General features: G+C 42.4%; 16 protein-coding genes and 3 tRNA genes. 10 read left to right on the top strand and 9 right to left on the bottom strand.

All coding sequences use genetic code 11. The features are described from left to right. The first annotated feature begins 27 nt into the window (after nucleotides 1-27). From fdhF to FCV43_RS15765, 3 genes are all read left to right on the top strand, one after another. Entirely contained in the window at nucleotides 28-4,224 is a 4,197-nt protein-coding gene (gene fdhF, locus FCV43_RS15755; protein ID WP_136995721.1) for a formate dehydrogenase subunit alpha, read from the top strand. A 277-nt stretch (nucleotides 4,225-4,501) separates the two neighbouring features. Continuing rightward, nucleotides 4,502-4,588 (top strand) — tRNA-Leu (locus FCV43_RS15760). 34 nt (nucleotides 4,589-4,622) lie between these two features. Further along, nucleotides 4,623-4,713 (top strand) — tRNA-Gly (locus tag FCV43_RS15765). Nucleotides 4,714-5,282: 569 nt separating this feature from the next. On the opposite strand, the gene FCV43_RS15770 is transcribed toward FCV43_RS15765, so the two are convergent. From FCV43_RS15770 to FCV43_RS15785, 4 genes are all read right to left on the bottom strand, one after another. Next, entirely contained in the window at nucleotides 5,283-6,884 is a 1,602-nt protein-coding gene (locus tag FCV43_RS15770) for an EAL domain-containing protein (RefSeq protein WP_136995722.1), read from the bottom strand. 182 nt (nucleotides 6,885-7,066) lie between these two features. Then, a tRNA-Cys gene (locus FCV43_RS15775) sits at nucleotides 7,067-7,140 on the bottom strand. A 172-nt stretch (nucleotides 7,141-7,312) separates the two neighbouring features. Beyond that, nucleotides 7,313-8,758, bottom strand: coding sequence for an ATPase RavA stimulator ViaA (gene viaA / locus FCV43_RS15780; protein ID WP_113797888.1), 1,446 nt, complete (start codon nucleotides 8,756-8,758; stop codon nucleotides 7,313-7,315). Between the two features lie 11 nt (nucleotides 8,759-8,769). Further along, nucleotides 8,770-10,431, bottom strand: coding sequence for an ATPase RavA domain-containing protein (locus tag FCV43_RS15785; protein WP_136995723.1), 1,662 nt, complete (start codon nucleotides 10,429-10,431; stop codon nucleotides 8,770-8,772). Nucleotides 10,432-10,724: 293 nt separating this feature from the next. Here FCV43_RS15785 and FCV43_RS15790 point away from each other — a divergent pair, with 293 nt between their 5' ends. The 3 genes from FCV43_RS15790 (at nucleotide 10,725) to FCV43_RS15800 (ending at nucleotide 12,669) form a co-directional block, all read left to right on the top strand. Beyond that, a complete protein-coding gene (locus FCV43_RS15790; protein WP_017053117.1) occupies nucleotides 10,725-11,240 on the top strand; it encodes an NUDIX hydrolase in 516 nt (171 codons plus the stop codon). Between the two features lie 10 nt (nucleotides 11,241-11,250). Then, on the top strand, nucleotides 11,251-12,255 hold the full coding sequence (gene ltaE / locus FCV43_RS15795) for a low-specificity L-threonine aldolase (RefSeq protein WP_113797885.1): 1,005 nt from the start codon (nucleotides 11,251-11,253) through the stop codon (nucleotides 12,253-12,255). A gap of 90 nt (nucleotides 12,256-12,345) precedes the next feature. Further along, entirely contained in the window at nucleotides 12,346-12,669 is a 324-nt protein-coding gene (locus tag FCV43_RS15800; protein ID WP_136995724.1) for a c-type cytochrome, read from the top strand. 74 nt (nucleotides 12,670-12,743) lie between these two features. Here FCV43_RS15800 and FCV43_RS15805 read toward each other — a convergent pair whose 3' ends face one another. From FCV43_RS15805 to FCV43_RS15815, 3 genes are read right to left on the bottom strand one after another with little or no spacing between them, the layout of a single operon-like run. Further along, nucleotides 12,744-15,806 (bottom strand): efflux RND transporter permease subunit, encoded by a 3,063-nt coding sequence (locus FCV43_RS15805; RefSeq protein ID WP_136995725.1) that lies wholly within the window; start codon nucleotides 15,804-15,806, stop codon nucleotides 12,744-12,746. Next, entirely contained in the window at nucleotides 15,803-16,873 is a 1,071-nt protein-coding gene (locus FCV43_RS15810; protein ID WP_136995726.1) for an efflux RND transporter periplasmic adaptor subunit, read from the bottom strand. Before FCV43_RS15810 ends, FCV43_RS15805 begins: the two co-directional genes overlap by 4 nt. Further along, nucleotides 16,873-17,949 carry an efflux RND transporter periplasmic adaptor subunit gene (locus FCV43_RS15815; RefSeq protein ID WP_136995727.1) on the bottom strand — a complete coding sequence of 359 codons (1,077 nt, stop codon included), beginning with the start codon at nucleotides 17,947-17,949 and terminating at the stop codon, nucleotides 16,873-16,875. Before FCV43_RS15815 ends, FCV43_RS15810 begins: the two co-directional genes overlap by 1 nt. A gap of 156 nt (nucleotides 17,950-18,105) precedes the next feature. On the opposite strand from FCV43_RS15815, the gene FCV43_RS15820 reads away from it, so the two are divergent. Together FCV43_RS15820 and FCV43_RS15825 are read left to right on the top strand one after the other, a co-directional pair. Continuing rightward, nucleotides 18,106-18,843 carry a TetR/AcrR family transcriptional regulator gene (locus FCV43_RS15820; RefSeq protein WP_136995728.1) on the top strand — a complete coding sequence of 246 codons (738 nt, stop codon included), beginning with the start codon at nucleotides 18,106-18,108 and terminating at the stop codon, nucleotides 18,841-18,843. Nucleotides 18,844-19,319: 476 nt separating this feature from the next. Then, a complete protein-coding gene (locus tag FCV43_RS15825; protein WP_136995729.1) occupies nucleotides 19,320-19,751 on the top strand; it encodes an FKBP-type peptidyl-prolyl cis-trans isomerase in 432 nt (143 codons plus the stop codon). Between the two features lie 209 nt (nucleotides 19,752-19,960). On the opposite strand, the gene FCV43_RS15830 is transcribed toward FCV43_RS15825, so the two are convergent. Both FCV43_RS15830 and FCV43_RS20785 read right to left on the bottom strand, forming a co-directional pair. Next, nucleotides 19,961-21,232, bottom strand: a complete 1,272-nt coding sequence (locus FCV43_RS15830) for a DEAD/DEAH box helicase (RefSeq protein ID WP_136995730.1) — start codon at nucleotides 21,230-21,232, stop codon at nucleotides 19,961-19,963. A gap of 250 nt (nucleotides 21,233-21,482) precedes the next feature. Then, nucleotides 21,483-21,608, bottom strand: a complete 126-nt coding sequence (locus FCV43_RS20785) for a hypothetical protein (protein WP_017053126.1) — start codon at nucleotides 21,606-21,608, stop codon at nucleotides 21,483-21,485. A 391-nt stretch (nucleotides 21,609-21,999) separates the two neighbouring features. Here FCV43_RS20785 and FCV43_RS15835 point away from each other — a divergent pair, with 391 nt between their 5' ends. Further along, nucleotides 22,000-23,202, top strand: coding sequence for an aromatic amino acid transport family protein (locus FCV43_RS15835; RefSeq protein ID WP_017053127.1), 1,203 nt, complete (start codon nucleotides 22,000-22,002; stop codon nucleotides 23,200-23,202). A 151-nt stretch (nucleotides 23,203-23,353) separates the two neighbouring features. After that, entirely contained in the window at nucleotides 23,354-24,784 is a 1,431-nt protein-coding gene (locus tag FCV43_RS15840) for a methyl-accepting chemotaxis protein (RefSeq protein WP_136995731.1), read from the top strand. Nucleotides 24,785-24,873 lie beyond the last annotated feature (89 nt).

Raw genomic sequence — 24,873 nt, forward strand, 5'->3', positions numbered from 1 at the left:
CATCCGCATTCAATAAGCGAGGAACGTATGGTTCAAATAGTTATCGATGGTAAACATAGAATTGCCGAACAAGGGCAAACTTTACTCGAAGCAGCCAAAGTCTGTGGTGTCGACATTCCATCTTTATGCGGACTCAATAAAACAGCGGATAAAGTGCCCTGCGATCTTTGTGTCGTAGAAGTGGAAAGTGGCGGAACAAAACGTTCATGTGAGATTGAAGTCTATAATGGGCTCAATGTAATTACTCAATCTAAGGCTCTGAGCGCTCACCGAAAGAAAGCGCTAAACCGTATCATGACGGATCACTATGCAGATTGCGAAGCACCCTGTAAAACCGCCTGCCCTGCGGGGGTCGATATTCAATCATACCTATTCCATATCGCACAAAACGATCACCAAAAAGCAATCGAGGTCATCAAACGCACTCTTCCTATGCCTCTCTCAATTGGCCGCGTTTGTCCTGCTTTTTGTGAAACCGAATGTCGTCGAGGTTTGGTGGATGATTCCATCGCAATTCGACAACTTAAGCGACATGCCGCAGATGCCGATTTAGCCGCCCAAGAGAGCTATACACCACCGAAGAAAGCCGACAAAAATAAACGTGTGGCGATTGTGGGTAGTGGCCCTGGCGGATTAACCACGGGCTATTTTCTATCAAATGAAGGTTATTCAGTCACCGTATTTGAATCCATGCCTCAAGCGGGTGGTTGGCTGCGTTATGGCATTCCAGAATACCGCTTACCTAAAAGCATTCTCGACAAAGAGATAGAATTAATGTGCCGCAATGGCATGGTGATTGAGTGCAACAAAAAACTTGGTGTTGATTTTACCTTATCAAGTTTGAGTGAAGATTATGATGCCGTTTGTCTCGCGGTTGGTGCGTCTCAAGCGGTAGAGATGAATTACACCGGAAGCGAACTTGATGGTTGTTATCTTGGTGTTGACTACCTAAAAGATTATGTAACTGAACAAACTTATACTACGGGTAAAAAAGTCGCCATTATTGGAGGTGGTAATACTGCAATTGACTGCGCAAGAACGGCAGTACGTGATGGCGCAGACACTACACTCATCTACCGTCGAACTCGCGATGAAATGCCTGCTGAAGATTACGAAATTGAAGAAGCAGAACATGAAGGGGTGAAATTTCACTTTTTAACCAACCCCGTCGAAAACATGAGCGACGACAATGGCCGTGTCAAAGAAGTTCGATTAGAGCGCATGAAGCTTGGTCCAGCAGACGCATCTGGCAGACGCAGTCCAAAACCGACAGGTGAATTTTTCACAGAAGCTTTTGATACGGTGGTTGCGGCAGTATCACAAAAGCCAGACCTGAGCTTTATGGATAACGAATCACTCGAAATTCCATTAACTCGCTGGAATACGGCGGACGCGAATCCGCAAACGATGCATAGCGGAACGGGCAACATATTCAGTATTGGTGATTTTCGTCGTGGCCCAGCCACCGCAGTCGAAGCCGTTGGTGATGGACGTATCGCAGCCGAAGCCATGGATCGCTTCTTCAATGGTGACATGGAAAATATCCCTGTTACTCCATTTAATTCACGTAAAGAGAAGAAGCTTAAGCAAATAGATCCGCTGCAATTTGAGAATCTACAAAAAGTCGCGCGTAAAATCATGCCGGAGCTCACAGCAGAACAGCGCGCACAGAGTTTTGATGAAGTAGAAACTGGCTTTGATAATGCTGATGCAATCGCTGAAGCAGCACGATGCTTAGAGTGTGGTTGCCAAGCCAATACTGATTGTGACCTTCGTAATTACTCGACCGAATATGGCGCAGTACAAACTTTCGACCATGCTATCGACATTCAATCGAACGACTACTGGCAAGAGAATCGCTGCAAAGAATCGCGTCAAAAATTCGAAGTCGATAGCAGTTCAGAATTTGTGATTTTCGATGCAAACCGCTGCATCAGTTGTGGTCAATGTGTACAAGCATGTCGAGATCAATCGGTGCACGGCATTCTAAGCTTTATGACCAATAAAGATGGAACGCCCGCTTCTCGACCTGAATGCCGTCCAAACTTTGGGGCAAATAAAACCTTAATGGGTGATTCTAACTGTGTTCAGTGTGGCGCTTGCATTCAAGCTTGCCCAACAGGCGCAATGACCGATGCTCGTGATCGTTCTCAAGGCCGAACCGAAGCATTGAAAGCGGTTGATACGATCTGCACTTATTGTGGTGTCGGCTGTAAACTCACCATGTATGTGGACGAGCAACGCAATAAAATTCAGTATGTTGAAGGGGCAAACTCTCCAGTAAACGAAGGCATGTTGTGTGTTAAAGGACGCTTTGGCTTCGACTTTATCGCCGATGACAACCGCTTAACCACACCGCTCATCAGAAAAGATGGCTGGTTACAGCCTGCGAGTTGGGATGAAGCAATTACACTCGTCGCAGAGAAATTCAGTGCCATCAAAAATGGATTTGGTGGTAATGCCCTAGCAGGCTTCTCATCTGCCAAAACAACCAACGAAGATAACTATGCCTTCCAAAAGTTCATTCGTCGTGAGCTTGGAACGAACAATGTGGACCACTGTGCTCGGTTGTGTCACGCATCAACCGTAACTGGCCTCGAAGCCTCGCTAGGAAGTGGCGCAATGACCAATGATATTCCAAGTATTAAACACTCGGATGTCATTTTCATCATTGGTTCAGATACCACTGCCGCCCACCCTATCATCGGGTCGCACATTAAACAGGCAGTACGTCATCATGGAGCACGATTGATCGTTGCAGATCCAAAACGTATTGATATTTCAGACCACGCGGAGTTGTACCTAGCACACCGCCCCGGAACCGATGTGATGCTGATTAACGGGGTCATGCAGCAAATTATCAAACACGGTTGGTACGACCAAGAGTACATTGAAGATCGCGTCGATGGTTTTGATACCTTGCTGCAAGAGGTCATGTCACCTAGCTACGCTCTGGATAAAGTAGAGCTAGTGACAGGCGTTAAGGCAGACGATATTTTCGCAATGGCTCGTTTAATTGGTACTGCGGAACGCACCGCAGTTTACTACTCAATGGGGATCACTCAACATACAACAGGACACGATAACGTTCGTTCTATCGCTAACTTACAACTTCTTTGCGGTAATATCGGAATTGAAGGCGGTGGTATTAACCCATTACGCGGTCAGTCGAATGTTCAAGGTGCTTGTGACATGGGGGCTTTACCGAATAACTATCCGGGCTATCAGAAAGTATATAACCCATTAGTTCGCCAAAAATTTGCAATGGAATGGAACGCTCCAAACCTTCCTATCGAGTCTGGCTTAACCTTAACTGAAATTATTGACGCCGCATGTAAGCGTGAAGTGCGCGGTATGTACGTTATGGGTGAAAACCCGGTGTTGAGTGACCCTAACCAAGCGCACGTTATTGAGGGATTAGAAGCGTTAGATTTCTTGGTGGTACAAGATATTTTCTTAACTGAAACCGCTCAGTATGCGGATGTGGTCCTGCCCTCTTGCTCTTTTGCAGAAAAAGGCGGCCATTTTACCAATACCGAACGTCGAGTTCAGCGTATTAATCCTGCCGTAAAACCACCTGGCGAAGCAAAAGAGGACTGGGTGATCATCCAATCTATTGCTAATGCTATGGGCGGCGAATGGAATTACCAACACGTTTCAGATATTACAGACGAGATTGCCCGCGTAACACCACAATATGGAGGGTTACGTTGGGAGAACATCACCATTGATGGGATCCAATGGCCGAGTAACAAAAACAACCCTGAAGGCACTCGTATTATGCACCAAACTCAGTTTACTCGTGGGCGGGGTCAAATGGAGGCGATTCCGTTCAGGTATGCCGCTGAATTACCTGATGATGAGTACCCTCTTGTGCTTACAACAGGTCGCGTACTGGAACAGTTCCATACCGGCACGATGACTCGTAAAACAAAAGGCTTGAACAACCTAGCAGGTCCACGAGCGATGATCAGTGTTGCTGATGCAGAAGCGCTTGGAATCAAGAACGGCCAACCACTTAGAGTATCGACTCGCCGAGGTTCTATCGAAATTGATGCTTTTGTGACAAAACGAATGCAAAAAGGGGTGGTCTTTATTCCATTCCACTTTGTTGAGTCCCCTGTAAATAGACTTACAACCACCGCCACGGATCCTCATGCGAAGATCCCTGAGTTTAAAGTTGCAGCAGTGAAAGTCGAAGTGTTAGAGATGCAGCCACACTAAATTGTCCAAATTCATGACATAAGCGACACCACAAAGCCCAGCATCTGTTGGGCTTTTTCTTTTATGTCTTTTTATTAGACAAACTTTGCTTATAAAATAGTCGCAAGATCGGTTTTTAACCACTTGAATCAAAACAATAAAATTTATTATTGACTCTTATCCAGAATACGTTAAAGTACGCCTCGTCTTCAGGGAGATGTCCCAGACAAAAGAATTTACGAAAATTGGAAACGTCTTTCGAGACAATGGTGCCGATTATCGCAATCAAGAATTGCGTGCCCTGGTGGTGGAATTGGTAGACACAAGGGATTTAAAATCCCTCGGCGTTCGCGCTGTGCCGGTTCAAGTCCGGCCCGGGGCACCATCTTTTAAAGCCTGTATTCTTTGAATTCAGCAATGCGACACTAGCTCAGCTGGTAGAGCGCAACCTTGCCAAGGTTGAGGTCACGCCTAATGTTTTAAAGAGAGGGAACCTCGTGTGTCGCTCCAAATTTCTTTATGAAGAAAGCATAAGCCCTGATAGAAATGTCAGGGCTTTTTTGCATCTAGAGTTAGTCCGCAAAGAGCACAACCTTACCAAGGTTGAGGTCACGCCTAATGGTTTAAAGAGAGGGAACCTCGTGTGTCGCTCCAAATTTCTTTATGAAGAAAGCATAAGCCCTGATAGAAATATCAGGGCTTTTTTGCATCTAGAATGAGTCCGCTGAGAGCGCAATCTTACCAAGGTTGAGGTCACGCCTAATGGTTTAAAGAGAGGGAACCTCGTGTGTCGCTCCAAATTTCTTTAAGTAGAAAGTATTAAGCCCTGATAGAAATGTCAGGGCTTTTTTTACATCTAGAGTTAGTCCGCAAAGAGCACAACCTTACCAAGGTTGAGGTCACGCCTAATGGTTTAAAGAGAGGGAACCTCGTGTGTCGCTCCAAATTTCTTTATGAAGAAAGCATAAGCCCTGATAGAAATATCAGGGCTTTTTTGCATCTGGAATTGACCGGCTGAAAGCACAGTCTCGCTAAGGTTACGGTTAGGCTATGATGACAACTCGTGACCAGCCTCAGAATTAAAGAGATTGAATATTACCAAGATATTCAGGTTCGCAAGCAGGTTGATGTTCAGAAGCGGTTTGAGGCTGCCCCACGTTCTTCTTCAGCAAATGGATAAACTCACTTCTTGGCATCGGTTTATGGAAGTAGAAACCTTGTATGTATTTGACGCCCATTTTAGATAACACGGAAAGCTGAAGCTCGTTTTCAACACCCTCGACTATAAGCTTCATATCAAGAGACTTAGATAATTGGATCATCGATTCAAGCAAAGGTAGCCCAATGCTCGATTCATCAGTGATGTTTTTAACAAACACTCGATCTATTTTTAAGACTGAAAATGGAAATTGTCTAACAAAGTCTAATCCTGCGTACCCTGTTCCAAAATCATCAACGGCAATTTTCACCCCGAGTGCTGAGAATTTTTGAAGATTCAGGAGGATCTGCTTCATATTTTCTCCTGAGCACTCCCCATTTTCCGTAATTTCAAACACAATTTTTTGAAGCTCTTCAGTTTTTCCTTCAAAAATAGAGGTCACTTTGTCAAAAAACTGAGCGTTAGATGCTACTTTACGGCTTATGTTCACACTGACATAACGAGTTTCAAATAACTCAGGATTTTTATCTATCAGAGTGAGGGCTTCAGAGAGTACAAAGTAGGTAAGATCCTCGATTAAACCTAAATTTTCAGCTAAAGGGATAAAAATAGCAGGTGATACCGCCCCTTCTATCGGATCATTCCATCTTAATAGAGATTCGCAACCCACCACTTCTTTGGAGCGTTGATCAACAATGGGCTGATAATGGACATGCAAGTGACCCTGATCTAACGCGTTGTTTAATGAAAAACCCAAACTTCTCTGAACAAGCCTTTTGTGTTGCTGAAAAACGATGGCGACGGTACTGACTCCTGCTATAAGAAATCCAAACCATATATAGTTCAACATATACTGAAAGTAATATGAGCCATCTATATACGAGGTGACAGAGAGTGGGTACTTCTTCGATTTAAACCGCTTATGAGATAAATAACGGCTGCTAGCACTTGGATTAATATCCCTTCCGATGACTTCAACTTTAGTATGAATATCATCTTTTCCAAGTTCTGACTGAACAACGTCATAGATATATTTCGGCGGAATGAGAAGACTCACTCCACCATTCTTCCCATTTGTGAATATCAACATTATCGATTTCAGGCCAGTAACGGCTGCTCTTGAATAAGATAGTGTCGTATTCGTAGCCTCCAAACGCCTCTCTATAGACTCAAATAGTTGAAAAGACACACTACCGTCAGTCGTTGAGCAGTAGAAAAGGCCACTAGAATCAAATAAGGCAGCCTCTTTCACCATATGGGTGCCAAAAACACTTTGTCGTAACTCCTGAACCATTAATGGACACCCTTTTTCAGAGTTATCTTGAGCAATGAACTTTTGGAAATCCGACTTGATTGCATCGAGCTTAACTTCAACGGAATGGACGGCATTTAACGTCACATTTTCGTAGTGTACTGAGGCAAATGGAACAAGGAGAAACATGGACATGAAAAAGGAGAAAAGGAAAAACATGACGGTTTTCACACCATCATTAAATTTAAATGATATTTGAGGAAATGGCATTGAGTTTCCTGAGTCTATTACGCTGGTAGAGATAAGGTAGACAATTTATTTTTACCTTACGATATACATTTAAACACTTTATTCAAGAATTCAAAGGTAGAATTATGACTCAATCCATAAAATATGCAATTTTAGGCATAAAAAAACCCAAGCTTAAAAGCTCAGGTTTTTTTATCAAAATCTGGAGGCGCCTCCCGGAGTCGAACCGAGGTCCACGGATTTGCAATCCGCTGCATAGCCACTCTGCCAAGGCGCCATATTTTTCAACGCGTTAGGGGATTCCCTTTGCGTTGAGGCATACTTTACGGATTGAGCGAACAGAGTCAAACAAAAAAGTGAAAATTAAATTTGTTTGATTGTATTTACCTCAACTTGCTGAAGCTTTGATCTGATCTGTTATTTATTGAACAGCAATACTTAAGTGATGATTACCACTTTTTAATTAAACGCCCTACAATATTTGGGTGATATGCCCAGTTATGATCAAACATCGACATCAACGCAGGGTTTCCATATTTAGACAAGCTCACAGCATGGAATCGATTCTTACGTGCTTTCAACTGCGCGACTTTCTTTAAAACCTCTTCAGGCTGTTTCGGCGCGATAAAGTCAGATAGAACAACCAAGTCAGCATTCCGATATTTATCACTACTCATCAAGTCAATCGACTTGATCAGCACAGGTTCCAAATCTGTCCCGCCATGAAAGCTATAACTTAAGAAGTCGCTCGCCTCGCGTAAGCCATCAGGCCGAGTAAGTTCATAAGTGATCTGTTCTGTAGAGAATAGAATGACATAGCATTCACGCTCTTCTGCTAGCGCGATTTGCATCAACGCATACGCCATCGCTTTTGCACACTGCTCTGGGAAACCACTCATAGAACCAGAGGCATCGACGCAAACAATAAACGGCCCTTTCTCTACATCAAGCTGCTTATGTTCAGGCTTATGCGCTCTCACCTTACGTAAGGTGCGAGATTTGCCCTGCATACGATAGTTCATGAGACGTTTGTCAACTAAATGTTTATAAAACACCACTTCAAGCTCTGGGTAGGCTAAAAACATGGTTTCATTTGGTAGAAGTTTATTTAAATCATCACTTTCATGAATGCCAACAATATCATCTGTCGCTTCATCACTTTTCTCTTCCACCATCTGCAGCTCTTCTGCTGGTGCTTTGTTTAAATCCGGATCATCCACCTGCCCAGCCATGCGACCAAGCTGCTCTGCGATCTCTTGTAATCCTTTATTCTTCTTTAAGAACTCCGCATGGCGTTTCATGACACTTAAATCAGTTCGGCTAAGCTTCGCAGACGCCATATCCCATAAGCGACCAACACTGCCTTCATCACCAGTATCTGTCACTTTATCCATGCTTTTCATGGTTTCCATTCGCTGATAAAGATCGGCTAACACTTTCTCTTTATTCACTTTAAGCTCAGACACTTGAGCTTGTTTAATCGCATCGGATAGACTTTTATACCACTGATCACAAAAGTAATGCGGGAACATGGGATTATTGATGGCTTTGTTTTTTTCAAGTAAGCGGCGGGCTTGAATATAGAAAGCAGAGTGCCACTCCAGCTCTTTTACGACGTCATTAATTTTTAAGAAAAATGTCGCTTCATCCCAATGGATCACTTCTTGATAAAGGGAAAGTTCATGCTGAAAACGTTCAGTTTCACATACTTTAGTGATGCGTTTTTTTACACTACCTCGCCACTTGTTCAAGTGGTTTTTGACTGAGCTTTTTACACCTTGATTTTCAGCCACCATCATCACTTGTGAACGTGCAAGTAGATCATTAACTGCGGTATCAATAATACCGGAGTCTGCAATCATCAGCGCTAAATTAAGTCCATCGGCTCCTAGCATGCTTACCCCTCTTACTCAAAAAAATGTTTCAGATTGATAATACGTTGCGCGATTTTTTCACTCTCTTTTTGAGTAGATTCAAGTAACTGAGAAACTAGCTGCAAGCTCGATTCCATGGCAACAGGCAGCTCAGGGTCGATAAAGTTATGTGGAAGCGCTCCGTGGAAATTAGATTTCACAAGCCTTAAATGATGTTCTGCATTATGAAGCTGAGCTAAAGCTTGATCCGCTTTCGTGTTCCACTGCTGATACACATTTTCATCCAATCCTTCAGTTGTCACCACGCTAACCAGCACTGCACGATTAGCAATATCTTTTATGACCAACTGATTTGAAGCATCGAGATCGAAACGTAAACGACACAAGCTAGTGTTCTGGTTTACATAGCCATAGACATCCCCATGCCCCTCTTTGACAACTCGTTCAAGTTCATCTTTAGGTACATAAACCCAACGGCTATCACCCTTTTCAGACTCCGAGACAGAGAGGTTACTTTGCAGGAGAACCAGTTTGACTAAGTTGGTGGCATTCCCCACTTTGTACTGCTTCGCTTTCGATGTATCAAATTGGTACACCTCTTTGCGCAATAGGCCAGATGCAGCTTCCATTGTGAGTACTACGCCAAACTGTGCTTCTAGTTCTGCTTGAATATCCGCTAACTCTTCTTTACACAGTTCGATTTGTTGAGTCACCTCTTGCTGATCAAAAGCATACTGCAAGGCGAACTCTTTGATCACATCTCGTACCAAACCCCTTGATTCTGGGCTGTTCCATAAACAGTCTTGCAGAAGAAGTAAATCAAGAGGATTAATGGAATCTCTTCCATTAAAGAAAGCACTTGCTTTGAGAAGCTTGACGGCTTTTTTCCAGCGACGATCAGATACATACATGTCCGAGACAGAGGCATCAATGCCTTTAGACTCGATGGTTTTTTCCAACATGCTCTTTAACTGGAACAGTTTTTCGAAGCAATCATCCGTCAATTCTAGTTTTTCAAGCTCAGCTTGCCACTGGTGGTATTCCATATCGGTAATGGCTAACCCTTCAGGAATGATGGCTTCTTGCGTCGTACCGACGGTAAGCATTGATTTAAAGTTCTGCTTATTTTGAATTCGATTAACAAACACTCGCACTAACATTCGATCATAAAGTGCATCGAGACCGCTCTCTTCATCGGGAAGCTCGTTGGATGCCGAAACCAACAACCTCATTGGAACTCGTTCGATTTCACTGCCATTCTTAAATGTCTTTTCATTCACAACAGTGAGCAGTGTATTCAGAATGGCAGGCCCTGCTTTCCAAATCTCATCAAGAAATACGACTTGAGCCGTAGGAAGATACCCTTCGGTTAAACGAACATAACGTCCATTATCTTTTAACTCTTGAATGCTTAATGGCCCAAACACCTCTTCCGGGGTAGAGAAGCGTGTCATTAAGTACTCAAAATAACTACTATTATCAAATGCTTGTATCAATCGTTTTGCAATTAAACTTTTGGCAATGCCCGGAGGACCGAGCAGAAACACACTTTCGCCAGCGAGCGCGGCCAGTAAGCAAAGCTTTATCGTGTCTTCTCGTTCGTAAACACCATCTGAAAGCGCAGCAGCAAGCTTATTAATACGTTCCGAAAGCAATGCCTTTTGTGCATGAGACGCTATCGAGGTGTTTATCATTCCGGAACTCCTTGGGGAATATGTACTTTATAAATGTATATAATAAATATATACATTTGTTATCACTTTGTTACAAGTGTAATTTAAAATTTGACTCGTACTTATATCAGATCTGTGTACCACGGAATTCACGGCAATCATAGTTTGCACTTTTGGGAACTACATCACCTACTGAGGTGGTCAGTTAACAACTTTTTTGCATTTTTTTGCTTTCGCTAAACGTTATTTATCGTTAAGGTTTCTGCTATCAACCCAAAATTGGGCAGCATGCTAGAAAAAGTGACCCTATTTGCATGAGCAAAATTATCCATAGATGGAAAAACATATCCCTCATTGAAGAAGATATCGCCCTCCCCAACGGCAATACGATTTCTCACACTATGATCCACCACCCCGGCGCTGCAGTTATTCTTCCTGTGACAGAAAGTGGCAACATTATTTTAATCAATCAATTTCGCCCTTCATTAAAAAAGTGGCTCTTAGAGCTACCAGCGGGAACGATTGAGCCGGGGGAGCAACCTCTAGAATGCGCTAAACGAGAACTAGAAGAAGAGACTGGATTCAGTGGTGAAGAGTTCATTTCTCTTGGCCTTGTCACTCCTCTGGCTGGGTTTTGTGATGAAATACAGTACCTTTATGTTGCAAAACAACTCAGTGAGACTCGTCGCTACGCTTGTGATGATGACGAAATTATCGAGGTTGTGACATTGTCACTTGATGAGTTGGAAGATAAAATACGACAAGAAAGCATCACTGATGCCAAAACTATTGCATGTTTAAGTAAAGCCAAACTTTGCGGTTATATTTAGGAGAATTTAAATGGACTTTCGTTCGGACACAGTAACAAAACCTACACAATCAATGCGCAATGCGATGGCGAAAGCAGTGGTTGGCGACGATGTTTATGGCGATGATCCTACCGTTAATGAACTTGAAGAGTGGGTAGCAAAAGAGAATGGGTTTGAAGCGGCTTTATTTACCACGTCAGGGACTCAAGCAAACCTGCTTGCTCTTATGTCTCACTGTGAACGAGGTGATGAATATTTATGTGGTCAACAAGCCCACAACTACAAATTTGAAGCCGGGGGCGCAGCGGTATTGGGGTCAATTCAACCTCAACCGATTGAGAACAACCCAGATGGCACTCTAGATTTTAATAAACTAACGGCTGCGATTAAGCCTGACGACAGCCATTTTGCCCGAACTAAACTGCTAAGTTTAGAAAATACGATTAATGGCAAAGTGTTACCTATGAAGTATCTGGCTGAAGCACGAGAGTTTGTCGATTTTCATGGCTTACAACTTCACTTAGATGGCGCACGAGTCTACAACGCTGCGGCAGCATTAGATGTGGAAGTCAAAGAGATCGGCAAATACTTTGATTCTATGACGATCTGTCTATCCAAAGGGCTCGCGGCCCCAATTGGCTCACTACTGCTTGGTAATAAAGCCTTTATCGCCAAAGCAAGACGTATTCGTAAAATGCTTGGTGGGGGTATGCGTCAAGCGGGTATTCTTGCGGCGGCTGGAAAATTAGCGCTCACGGAGCAAGTCCCACAACTCAAAATTGATCATAGCAATGCCAAAAAGCTCGCGCTTGGATTAGCGGCAATAGATGGGTTTCATGTTAACCCTGAATTTATCCATACCAACATCGTGTTTGCAAAATTGGATAGCACGGTTGATATCAAATCTCTCGCGCAGAAGCTGTCTCAGGATGGCATTACCATCAGCCCTGGCAATCCAGTTCGATTTGTTACCCACAACGATATATCTGAGCGTGATATTGATACGGTACTAGAAAAAATTAAAGCCTATCGTTAAATCTCACTCTCTTTTTATAGAACGATGACTTGAGCTTCCCCTAAGGGGAGGCTTTAGTTTATTGTTCAATATTCTTAATCCGAGATTTTTATGTTTAAGCCTCTGCTAACCCTTTTGATTTCTGTCTCTTATCTCACTTCACTGCCTAGCATCGCCTCCTCTTTTGGAGACCCTCAATTAGGTAAGATCAAAGCGCCTAGCTGTGTATTCTGTCATGGGCCAAATGGCATCGCGCAGAACAATGCTTACCCCAATCTGAACAGCCAAAACCCACAATACCTTTTCAATGCCATGAAAGCTTATCAAAATGACCAAAGAACGGGCGATTACGCCAGCATGATGAAAACGCAGCTTCAACGTCTTAATGATCAAGATCTCAAAGATATTGCGGCTTTCTATTCCTCTCAACCTTGATTACGTTTCCTTCGTCCCTTAAACGAAAAAAGCCCCACCGAATATTCGGTAGGGCTCGGCGGTAAATAATCAAATTAGCCGGCAGTGGATGGTTTGATTTTATAGAAAATAGCAAATAGCACAGGTACTACAATCAATGTAAGTACCGTAGCAAAGCCAAGACCCGCCATAATCGTAACAGCCATTGAACCGAAGAACGCATCGAAGACAAGTGGAATCATGCCTAGTACGGTGGTCAATGCTGCCATTGAAACTGGTCGTACACGGCTAACCGCGCTATCAACCACAGCTAAGTAAGGATCCTTCCCACTCTCTAACTCGATATTAATTTGATCTAACAAAACAATACCGTTTTTCAAAATCATTCCACTTAAGCTTAGTAAACCTAAGAAAGCTGTAAAGCTAAATGGTAGATTTGAGCCAAGTAAGCCTACCGATACACCAATAATGGCTAAAGGTACTGTGAACCATATAACAAGAGGCTTGCGCACCGAGTTAAACAACAGCATCGTAATGATGAACATCAACAAGTAGCCCATTGGCAATGAACCAAACAGAGATGTTTGTGCATCTTTTGAAGACTCGTACTCACCACCCCAGTCAATAACATAGCCATCAGGTAGATGAAGATCTTCGACTTTTGGTTGCACGCGTGCAAATAAGCTCGCCGCGGTATCATTACCCAAAACATTATGGTCAGCTAATACTGTAAGCGTACGTTTTCTGTCTTGACGCTGAATCAGTGGCTCAGCCCAACTTAACTTAACGCCATCGATCACTTGTTCTACCGGAATGTAAGTTTGAAGGGTTGGGCTCCAAATTTTTACATTACTTAGCGATTCAAAATCGACACGCTCACTTTCTGGCAAACGAGCAACAATCGGCAGCATATGCGTACCATCACGCAACAGCCCAATGGAACTTCCTCCAAATGACATTTGCAATGTTTCTGACAGATCTTGCTTTGAGATCCCTAAACGACGCGCTTTTGATTCATTAAACTGTGGAACCAGCTCCTTCGTTCTTTCGCGCCAGTCATGTCGAATGTTTCTAGAACCTGAGTCAGCAGCAAGAATATCTTCTACTTGAATCGCAATATCACGCAATATTTGTGGATCGGCACCGCTGATCCTTGCTTCAATTTTAGACGCAGGCGAAGGGCCAAACTCCATCAACTTAAATTGGAATGATGGCTGGTTAAATTTCGTGGCTAACTCTTTATCCAGCAAGTGCAATAGATCAAACATATGCTCACGATCATTCATTCGCACTTGTAGCTGACTGTATGCTTCGTAGCTTTTTTCTGGTTGATAGGTTAGTGCAAAACGCTGTAGCCCTTGTCCTGTCGAAGTAGTGACAAATTCAACATTATCCTGCGCACGAATATAACGCTCGACTTCTTTACTTTGCTTCGATGTTTCACGGATATCAGTACCTTCAGGCATCCACATATCAATGTAGAACATCGGTGTATTTGAAGGCGGGAAGAATTGTTGTTTCACTTGTCCAAACCCAATAATGGAGACGACCAGCAATCCAACCATTGAAGCAACCGTAAGCCATCTGAATCGTAATGCAAATGTCAGCATGGATTTAAATAGAGTGAATAGCGCCCCTTTATATGGGTCTATTTCTTCATCGCCATCTTGTGGTTTTTCATCTTTAAATAATAGATTAGCCAACAGCGGAGTGATGGTTAACGCAGTCACCCAACTTAGGAAAAGCGAATAGCATAGTACCCAGAAAAGATCGCCAAGGAACTCACCTGTCGCATCTTCAGACAAACCGATTGGAGCGAACGCAGTAATGGCAATAATCGTTGCACCAAGCAGTGGCCATTGTGTCTGTTTTACGATCTCATTAGCAGCTTGGACCTTCGTACGTCCTTTCTTAATGCCGACAAGGATACCTTCAACAACAACGATAGCATTATCAACCAACATCCCTAGAGCAATAATCAAAGCACCAAGTGAAATCCTGTGCAGTTCGATATTATTCCACTTCATCAGAATGAAGGTGCCCATTACGGTCAGTAGTAATACCGAACCAATGATGATGCCGCTTCGAAGCCCCATAGCAAAAAGCAGAACGATGATCACAATAGCGACAGCTTCAGCTAAGCTGATAACAAAATCTTTAACCGATTGGTCAACTTCCGCCGATTGATTGTAAAAATAATTTAGCTCTACACCCGCTGGGCGAATGTTTTCAAGTGTTTGAAGCTCTTTGCTAAGCGCATTACCAACTTCAACAACGTTAACCCCTGAACTGAATGATATGCCAAGGTTGATCGCTGGTTTGCCGTTATAAGTGACGATATTTGACGGCTTTTCTTGAATACCACGTGACACTTCTGCAACGTCTTTTAGGCGAATTAAGTTACCGGTATCACGTCCGTGAATGATCAGCTCTTCTAATTCTTCAACCGTGCTCATGCTGCCATTTGGTCGAATGGTAAGTTTTTGTCCATTGAGCATGACTTCACCAGCAGATTGAACACTATTTTGCTGATTCAATAAATTGTTCACGATGGACATGTCTAAATTGACCGCGGCAAGCTTCTCTAATGAGATCTCAACGAAAAGCTGCTCTTGTTGATCACCAGCTATACTCACTTTACCCACGCCCTCGACAAGTTCGATTTCGCGCGTTAGGTAATCGGCATATTGCTTAAGTTCAACATAGTCAAAGTCATCGCCCGTTAGCATGATCATCACGCCGTAAACATCACCAAAATCATCCATGACTTGTACAGAAGTGACACCAGATGGCAATGCAGGTCGAAGATCGTTGACCTTACGACGCATTTCATCCCAAATTTGAGGAAGTTCGTCTGGGCCATACTCCATCTTCATGCTCACCATCATTTGTGACATGCCGTTTGATGACGTTGATGTAATTTTATCTATGTACGGCAACTGACGGATCGCTTTTTCCAGCGGATATGTCAGCTCTTCTTCTACCTCTTGGGACGTTGCTCCCGGGTAGTTTGCAATGATCATTGCGTCTTTAATGGTAAATGCTGGATCTTCTAAACGACCTAGATCTGAAAATGAAACCACACCACCAATCGCTAATATAACGATAAATAACCAACTGATTACTTTGTTACGAATCGAGTACTCTGCGATAGTCATTGAGCAGCTCCTTTTAATTCCATGCCTTGACGAAGTTTTCTTAGATTAGACGTCACTAATACGTCTCCTTGAGTAATGCCAGATTCAACAATGACACCCTGACTGGTCGTTTCTTCAACGCCAACTTTCACTTTTTCAACCGCTCCATTGACCATTTTCCAGACGAAGAACTCACCCTCTTCTCTCCCTGCATCCAATGCTGTCATCGGCAACTGATATCCCTGAACAGTACTCAAGCCCGCTTTCATCATATCAACAGTGACGGTTGCACTTGTTCCAGGCATGATCATTGGGGTAACTTGCGGCATTTGTAGCCAAAATTCATAAGTTTGGGACTGAGGATGTAACTCACTCGTGTGCTCTAAATATTTCATCGGATAAGCTTGCTCAACCCCTGAGAATCGAACGCTAGGTTGATAGCTTTCTGAATTAACTTCTGGGTTTAGCATCGCCAAAACGCTGTCTGAAATTTGAATGCGTACGTAAACCGTGTCGTTTTTATATAGAGTAGCGACCACTTCACCTGCTGCTGTATTTTCAAAATTATCTTTTGGAACGTCAGAAACTAATCCATCAAATGGCGCACGTAGTTGTGTGTATTTGATGGCCATTTCCGCCGCTTTCAAGTTTGCAGACATCAATTTGTAGTTTGCTGTCAATTCATCAAGTTCAGCTTTTGAGACCATCTCATTACGGTATAAGTCGTTGCCACGCTTCAGTTGGCGACTTGCTAGGTTTAATTGAGATTTCGCATCTTTTAGATTCTGCTTCGCTTTTTCATCGTCTAAAGTCGCAATGACTTGACCTTTTTTAACAAGTTGCCCAGGTTGAACAGCAACTTGATTGATTTCTCCTTCAATACGGAAGGATAAAGACGTTAACTCAGCCGCAACTACTTGGCCGTTAAAGCTGCGATACTCGCTCTCTAAAGGCGCATCGACGGTTAACGTTGAAACTTGTAATAGAGGTGACGGAGCAACAACATCTGCATCTGAACAACCTTGAAGGCCAGTCAGTGCCAGCATTAATACAGATAATGAACCTATTTTTTTCACGTTATACGACATTAGATTCCACCTTCTCGTTGCCATACTTTCACTTGCTGTCCTTCCGAAATGTCACTAACGCCAGCAACAACGATGAGGTCACCCTGCTTCAAGCCATCTAATACGTAACCTTCGTCATCAAGCATCACTTGGGTCTTCTCTACTTGCTTGCTTTCACTATCAAAAAGCCAAAGTGTTCCTTTATCACTGGTTTTCGTGATCCACGCCGAATCCATAATCTTGAACCCTGAGCTTCTTTCACTATTCACTACTTGCACTTGTCCAGTCATGCCAGACAACAGGTTAATACCTTCAGGCTTAGTGATGCTAACAACCGCGGTATAGCTGTTTGTATCTTGATCGGCCTGAGTAGAGATCTCTTTGAAATTTGCAGGGATAATGTGGGTCAAATGGCTATCCATTCGAACAAAAAGCTGCGTCTTTTTAATTGCGGATAAACCATTCTTTTCTACGTATTTCACCGGAATGCTGAACGTCACGTCCATCTTTACATTATTGATGAGGTTCAACACCACTTGCTTAGGCGCAACAAGTTCATGTGCTTTGCTGAAATCAAGTGATACAACACCATCAAAAGGAGCAGAAATTGTCGTGTAACTCAAGTCTGTTTTCGCTTGCTCAAGGGACACTAAAGCAGCCTGGTAAGACGTTTCTGTTTGGTCAAAAGAATCGGTACTGATCAACTTCTTTCTGTACAGTTTCTCCGCTCTGTCGAATCGAGTTTTAGCCAGATCAAACTGAGCTTGTTTCGCATCTAGCGCAATTTGGTAGTCCGTAGGATCAAGCTGTGCTAACACCTGCCCTTTCTCAACTATCTCACCCATTCTTACTGGCACTGACTCAATTTCACCAGCGACTTGAAACGATAACTCTGCGCGCTCAGTAGCATCAATTTTCGCTAAAAAACTATCCATACGCTGACTAGATAGATCTGGAACCGTGATTAATTTCACTGGCTTAATAATGTTTGTCTGTGGTTCTGAGTTTGCTTGATTGCAGCCAATCATTAAAAAACTCAGAGCAATCACTGCCGTCAATTTCAGCTGACTACTAAATAACGATGGGGAGTTAATCATAACGAAATCCAATACGTTCAAGTTTATTGTACATGCGGGCAGTATATAGTTATTTATGCTCAGATCAAGTATACTTTCCACCTGTGCAGTAATTATTTTTATGAAAAATATTGTGAAATCTGATAAAAAGACAGCTTAGATGATAAGAAGGTTCGTATGACGGAAAGAAAACAAGGTCGCCGCTGTGCTCTGGCGGCAGAAGAGACAAAGCATCAAATCATTACCGTTGCCGCTCAAATGTTTTGTGAGCTCGGCTATGAGCGTGTTTCACTAAGAAATATCAGTGAGAAAGCTGGCGTTTCACACAGTTTGATCCGTCATCATTTTGGCAGCAAAGAGAACATTTGGTACTCCATTAGTGACTCTTTACATGAGTATATGCTGGCGTATATGAAGCATATTCTTCAAGAAATGCCACAAGGATTAGCCGCGAATACAACGCTCTATCTATTTATAACTAGAATGCAAGCACACATGCTCATTAGAAAAGAGCCAATCCAGTTTATCGCTGATGCTGTGAGGCAGGCCGGAGAGCTATTAGACTACTTTATTGATAGCGTGGGTGAAATTGAAGCGGTGGTGTATAAGCTTGAGGCTGACTATAACCGAGATTTTCCGGAAACGCCGATCCGCATAGAAGAGATAAAGTGGCAATCCATCATGTCTGCGCACGCCGCTGCGAGTCTCACTCCATTCATGAAAGAGACTTGGGCCAACGAAACAACTTGTGAATCACAATGTTTACTTAATCACTGGCAGATTTTCAATCAAAGTATGGTTAGAAAACTCCATATTGCCCCGCAAGATGAACTGAAACCGACCTCACTTAATGAGATAGTTTATGAAGTAGAATGCAAGATGAACTGTAACCGAAAATCTGACTTATCCGAGTGATTTTCGATAAAATGGCACCACGAGAGGTTCAAGAATAAAAATATTCCTGATCTAAATTCATGCTCAGCTGCCAAGGTAACTCAGAGATTGGTTTGCCTACTTTTGATAACAACGTGTTAGTTTCAACTGTGACAATTTCATTACCCAACGTACTAATGAGATGATCTAATCCTTCGACATAAATTAAAATCAACTTAACTCGTTTTATATCGATGCCACTTTACGTATATTTCAAATAATGTCGCTTGAATCTGTCGTTCACCGTCATAAATATGAAAAATCATTTAACTCCTGTGCCAACACGCAAAAAGTGACCATTACGTTCAATTATAAGTGAGCCGTAATTTGTTAGGTTTGGTATGATATTTAATGGTACTAATTATTATGTATATATTTCTTTATGTAGAAATATCAGGATTTTATATAACTAAAGTCAAATTACAAACCAATCAATTTATCAGCTTGGAATATAAATAATGGCACGCAATAAAGATAAAAAAAGTGGTAAAGGATCCGCAGGGCAAAATAGAAAGCAAAGTGAAGATTTTCTTGTCAAATATCAACAAAAATCGGACGTCACGATGACTGGTTCCGGCTTAATGTATCGCGTGATTGAAGCTACGAATGAACGCAAACCAACAATGGATGATAGTGTTGAGGTTCATCAAAGAATTCTGTTAACTGACGGGAAAATTATCGCAGATACATACAAGACCAACAGCCCTGAAAAATTTAGTGTGGAAGAAGCAATCGACGGATTAACCGAAGGACTACAATACATGACATTAGGTTCTCGTTATGAATTTGTAATCCCGCCAGATTTGGCGTGGGGGAAAAAGGGAAATCGCAGTAGCATTGGACCGAATGCTGTTTTAACTATCGATATCCGCTTATTGGATATATTTTAATTCACTGATGGATATAACGAAACGGCTTTGTTTTCACCAGACAAAGCCCGTTACCGCTTACCACTAGATATCAGTTTAAGTGAATAAGCCTTATGTAAGTTGATAAAGCCGATAACTGTCTCAGCAATACACATATACTATCCACATAAACTATCGCGTATCAACTCACCTATCTAAACCCCGACGACTAAATCCGCACAGGCGAATTCTTAACGCTTCGCTTTGCCTCGGTTCTGATGAATTTTCAACTTAGCCTTCATTTTGCGCTTGTCGGCTGAGCGTCCTTTTTTATGTGGCGTGCGATCTTCTTCAACATCGCCAAGCAAACTCGGTTCAAAACCAGCTAACCACTCTTGCGGTAAGCGAGTATCAAGTAGCGTTTCTACCGCCTCAAGTAAGTATTCTTCGTCCCTACTCATTAGTGATACCGCTAAGCCTTCGTTACCTGCTCGGCCTGTGCGCCCAATTCGATGCACGTAATCTTCCGCTTTGTAAGGTAATTCAAAGTTCACAACTTGTTCTAGTTGCTGAATATCCAGTCCCCTTGCGGCAACATCTGTCGCAATAAGAGCGCGTACTTTGCCTGATTTAAAATCATCGAGCGCTTTCTGACGTGCGCCTTGACTCTTATCGCCATGAATGGATGCTGCTTTGATCCCGTCCAATTTCAGCTCTTTGACAAGCACATCTGTTCCCTGTTTAGTCTTAGTAAAGACAAGAACTTGTTGCCAGTTTCGAGAGCCAATAAGATACGCCAATAACTCGCTTTTACGTTTTTTATCAACGGGAAAGACAAGTTGCTTCACTTTATCTGCGGTGCTATTTGAAGGTGTGACTTGTATTTCAGTCGGATCACGCATCATATCGTGCGCTATTTTCTTTATCTTTTTATCAAACGTTGCCGAGAAGAATAAAGTCTGACGCTCATCGTTCATTCGACGAAGAATACGTTGGATATCAGGCATGAACCCCATATCTAACATACGATCGGCTTCATCAAGCACTAAAGTTTCGGTTTGGTTTAAAACAATGTTTTTCACAAAGAGGTGATCAATAAGACGCCCCGGAGTCGCCACCAAAATATCAGCACCTCCTCGTAGATTCTTTGTTTGAACATGCATACTCGTTCCACCATAAGCGACAACGACTTTAACATTGCTACCTTCGGCATAACTTTCTAAATTATCAAAGACCTGCTGAGCAAGCTCGCGCGTCGGAACCAAAATCAACGAACGAACCACTTTGCTATGAGACTCTCTATCAATTGGATTCTGGGATAAACGTTGAATGATAGGGAAACCAAAAGCGGCCGTTTTTCCTGTTCCCGTTTGAGCGCCTGCTAATACATCTTTTCCTGCTAAAACATGAGGAATTGCGCGCTCTTGCACGCTAGTAGGTTGCGAAAAATTCAGTTTCGCCAGTGTTGTGAGTATTGATTTGGAAAGACCTAATTGGTCAAAGGTAAGAGTGGTATCAGACATGAATTGCGCTCAAATATCAAAGAGGCGCGGATTGTAACAAAACTGTTCATCGCTTTCACGAATTACTGTGGTTCTTAATTACTGTAGTTTTTAGTTACTACCGTTCTTAATTGCTATGGTTTTTAATTGCTAAAGTTCTCAATTGCTATAGCTGTTAGTTACCATCGCTCTTAGTTAACATGGCTCTTAGTTACTGAGCCCTTAAATATAGATTTAGCCAGCACATGATTGTGCTGGCTACAACGGTTATCTATTTATTTGCAAAAATGCTATCAGCAAGCTCTTCAACTGCCTGCTCATATTCGGATAAGTCGATGCCTATTTCGATTGCATCCAAGAGCTCCAAGCTCTCTTCATTGGTTGTTTGGTCACTCATTATTGACCTCCATTTCTTGTACACAAAATAGATGGGCTGTTAGTTCAGTGTGTGAAATCATCTTAAGACGACAAACCCATCGTTTATTTTTAAAAGCCACCGTGCCTTTATATCTACCTTATATGACAGTTTGCTGACGATCTAAAGATAATTCTCAAACTAATATGAACAACATCATAAGTAAACGTTTGCTTATGATTGTATCACCATGCAACATAAACACTGTAAATTAAAATTTACACCAAGGAAATAATAATGTACAAAAGTGATTGCTTTGCACCTGATTATTCTTCAAAATGCTACAAAAGCAGTAGATACGACACACAAGAATGGCCAATCGCCAAATAAAAGTATCTACAACACCTTGAAATGTAAAATTAAGAATACACTCATGACATCAAAAATCTTTGGCAGTACTTTAATCATTGCTGGAACCACCATTGGTGCAGGCATGCTCGCTCTACCACTCGCATCAGCAGGCATCGGGTTTGGAACATCCCTCATCATAATGCTTTTTCTTTGGGGGCTAATGGCTTTCACAGCACTATTAATGCTAGAAGTCCATCAATACGCAGGTAGTGATGCAACTCTCCATACCCTCGCAAAACAGATTTTGGGTACGAAAGGAAAGTTTATTGCTAGCTTTTCCATGCTGTTCCTTTTCTACTCTCTCTGTGCGGCCTACATTGCGGGTGGAGGCGCTCAATTTACAGAACGTTTAAACAGCCTAGATATGGGTGTCGTGAACCAAACCTCAGGAACCCTATTATTTACTCTGCTTGTCGCAATGGTCGTGACTGTCGGAACAAGTACTGTTGATAAGGTTAACCGAGTACTATTTACATTAAAATTAGTCGCCATGGTGTTCGTACTCACCTTTCTTGCGCCAAATGTCACTGAGTCTTACCTTCTGAGTATGCCTATGCAGCAAGGTTTAGTTGTAGCGGCAATCCCAGTGATTTTTACCTCATTTGGTTTCCACGGCAGTATTCCAGCGATTGTGAAGTACTTAGGCGGTGAAACAAAAGCATTGAAGAAAGCGATCGTGATTGGATCTGCCCTACCGTTGGTTATTTACATTTTATGGCAAATCGTCACATTGGGTGTGATCAGCCAGTCCGTATTAGTCAACAATTCAGGCCTAAGTGCGTTACTAAACACGCTTTCACAAACTGTACATAATTCCAACTTAGCGAACATTGTTGGGGTTTTTGCGGATCTTGCGCTAGTAACTTCGTTTCTAGGTGTGAGCCTAGGCCTATTCGAATACATGGGTGATACGCTTAACAAACAACAAGGTACGAAAAATCGAGTTCAGTCTGCTCTTATTACTTTTGTTCCGCCACTATGCTTCGCTCTCTTTTACCCGCAAGGGTTTATTATGGCACTTGGGTACGCTGCCATAGCACTTGCTATACTTGCTGTATTGTTACCTGCAGTCATGGCTCATACTGTAAGAAAAAATGGCAATAATGATCAGTTTTACCAAGTTAAAGGCGGTAATCTTTCATTAGTTTTTAGTGGCATTTGTGGCTGTGTTATCATTGGAGCTCAATTGTTAATAAGTTTTGGCATTCTAAGCCCGCTTGGTTAACTAGATTGAATTCACACTTAACTTTTGATGACTTAGATCACACTTATTAAAAGTCACTTACTGTGGGTTTCACAAGAAAGTGCGATAGAGCACATTAAAATGTGCTCTATTTCGTAAGAATGGCTCAATATAATTTTGCTGCGGAGCATTTATGAAGGAAGTACAATTTAGGACGATTGATCGCCTATTTATAAAGATGTCAATTAATGACAAGATGTGGGTGATATTTGCACTCTTTTTAGTAGCGTTGACCGCAACCGCTGGGGCTCGTTATTTCAATAGTATTGATCAAATTGAATCACAATCTATCACTGCTGCCGAATACAAACTGCAAGGAATGCTATCTAATTCAGATCTAGATGTTCTTTCCGCCTCTTCTTTACGTAAAAGTAACGGTGTGCAATCAACTCAATATACAAATGGTGTGGTTACCGTTAGTGCTACTCATTCTTCAGGTCAAGCATTTACCCTTACAGAAAATGTAAAACAACTTGAAGGCGATAAAAAACAACAGGCCTTAACTTCATTTTTCCTAACTTACCTTTGGGCTGTTCCTTTTAGTATTTTTGTGTACTGGGTTGCGACTTTCCTAGGTGGCGCTTTGTGGGTTCTATTTAGTACTACTGAAAAAATTGGGGCGGGTGATCTTACTTCGCGCTTAGGCTTCCACCCTGGACGTGATGAGTTTGGCACTATCGGTTGCGCATTAGATAAATCGATGGATACGCTAACTGAACTTGTGGTTAGCGTTAAAGAGAGTGCTGAAACACTTAGCAATACTTCATCTTCGTTTGAAGGCGAAATGAAGCAGAGCGAAGCACAAATCACCAATCAATATGCGTCTTTAGATTCAGTTGCAACGGCAATGGAACAGATGACAGCCTCAGCTCAGGAAGTCTCTAACATTGCTCAGCAAGCGACAGGACAAACCGATCAGGATGCTAAACATGTTGCTTCAAGTCACCAGCGTGTTCAGCAAGCAATTAATGAAATTGGCCAGTTGTCTCAATATATCGAGCAAGCGTCAAATTCAGTAGCAACCTTGAATGAAAACACGACTCAAATAAACGAAGTTATCACAACCATTAATGCGATTTCTGAACAAACCAACCTACTCGCATTAAACGCAGCCATTGAAGCAGCTCGTGCAGGCGAACAAGGTCGTGGTTTTGCTGTCGTGGCAGATGAAGTAAGAACTTTAGCGAGTCGTACTCAAGCAGCGACTGTCGAAATTCAAGCGATGATCGAGAAATTACAATCAGAAAGCCAAAATATTGCCAATATCACTCAGCAAACAGTTAGCCAAGCACATACAAGCAGCGACTTAATTTCTGATATTGGAAGTGATGTGAGCTCAATTGCGAATTCAGCAACCACATTAATGGATATGAGTATTCAAATCTCAACGTCTGCTGAAGAGCAGAGCGCAGTAGCGAATGATATTGCCGCAGAGTTAAGTGATATCCGAACTCAATCCAATACCCTGAAATCTGTTGCTGAACAATCTTCGGCTGGTATTTCGAACCTTACAAAAGCATCGAATTCACTCGGAGAAGTACTGAAACGTTACCGCACGGTTTAATCCGATCTAACGTTTGTGCCCATTACTAATAAAGCGCTCAGTGAGCGCTTTATTTTTATCTATTCATCTTCAGAATGTACTTCACATCG

Source organism: Vibrio genomosp. F6 (genome assembly GCF_005146325.1).
GTDB classification, from domain to species: Bacteria; Pseudomonadota; Gammaproteobacteria; order Enterobacterales; family Vibrionaceae; genus Vibrio; species Vibrio cortegadensis.

Excerpts from the sequence above, each read along its gene's own strand:
- fdhF (WP_136995721.1), top strand. The coding sequence starts at position 28 with ATGGTTCAAATAGTTATCGATGGTAAACATAGAATTGCCGAACAAGGG.
- FCV43_RS15770 (WP_136995722.1), bottom strand. The coding sequence starts at position 6,884 with ATGCCATTTCCTCAAATATCATTTAAATTTAATGATGGTGTGAAAACC.
- viaA (WP_113797888.1), bottom strand. The coding sequence starts at position 8,758 with ATGCTAGGAGCCGATGGACTTAATTTAGCGCTGATGATTGCAGACTCC.
- FCV43_RS15785 (WP_136995723.1), bottom strand. The coding sequence starts at position 10,431 with ATGATAAACACCTCGATAGCGTCTCATGCACAAAAGGCATTGCTTTCG.
- FCV43_RS15790 (WP_017053117.1), top strand. The coding sequence starts at position 10,725 with ATGAGCAAAATTATCCATAGATGGAAAAACATATCCCTCATTGAAGAA.
- ltaE (WP_113797885.1), top strand. The coding sequence starts at position 11,251 with ATGGACTTTCGTTCGGACACAGTAACAAAACCTACACAATCAATGCGC.
- FCV43_RS15800 (WP_136995724.1), top strand. The coding sequence starts at position 12,346 with ATGTTTAAGCCTCTGCTAACCCTTTTGATTTCTGTCTCTTATCTCACT.
- FCV43_RS15805 (WP_136995725.1), bottom strand. The coding sequence starts at position 15,806 with ATGACTATCGCAGAGTACTCGATTCGTAACAAAGTAATCAGTTGGTTA.
- FCV43_RS15810 (WP_136995726.1), bottom strand. The coding sequence starts at position 16,873 with ATGTCGTATAACGTGAAAAAAATAGGTTCATTATCTGTATTAATGCTG.
- FCV43_RS15815 (WP_136995727.1), bottom strand. The coding sequence starts at position 17,949 with ATGATTAACTCCCCATCGTTATTTAGTAGTCAGCTGAAATTGACGGCA.
- FCV43_RS15820 (WP_136995728.1), top strand. The coding sequence starts at position 18,106 with ATGACGGAAAGAAAACAAGGTCGCCGCTGTGCTCTGGCGGCAGAAGAG.
- FCV43_RS15825 (WP_136995729.1), top strand. The coding sequence starts at position 19,320 with ATGGCACGCAATAAAGATAAAAAAAGTGGTAAAGGATCCGCAGGGCAA.
- FCV43_RS15830 (WP_136995730.1), bottom strand. The coding sequence starts at position 21,232 with ATGTCTGATACCACTCTTACCTTTGACCAATTAGGTCTTTCCAAATCA.
- FCV43_RS20785 (WP_017053126.1), bottom strand. The coding sequence starts at position 21,608 with ATGAGTGACCAAACAACCAATGAAGAGAGCTTGGAGCTCTTGGATGCA.
- FCV43_RS15835 (WP_017053127.1), top strand. The coding sequence starts at position 22,000 with ATGACATCAAAAATCTTTGGCAGTACTTTAATCATTGCTGGAACCACC.
- FCV43_RS15840 (WP_136995731.1), top strand. The coding sequence starts at position 23,354 with ATGAAGGAAGTACAATTTAGGACGATTGATCGCCTATTTATAAAGATG.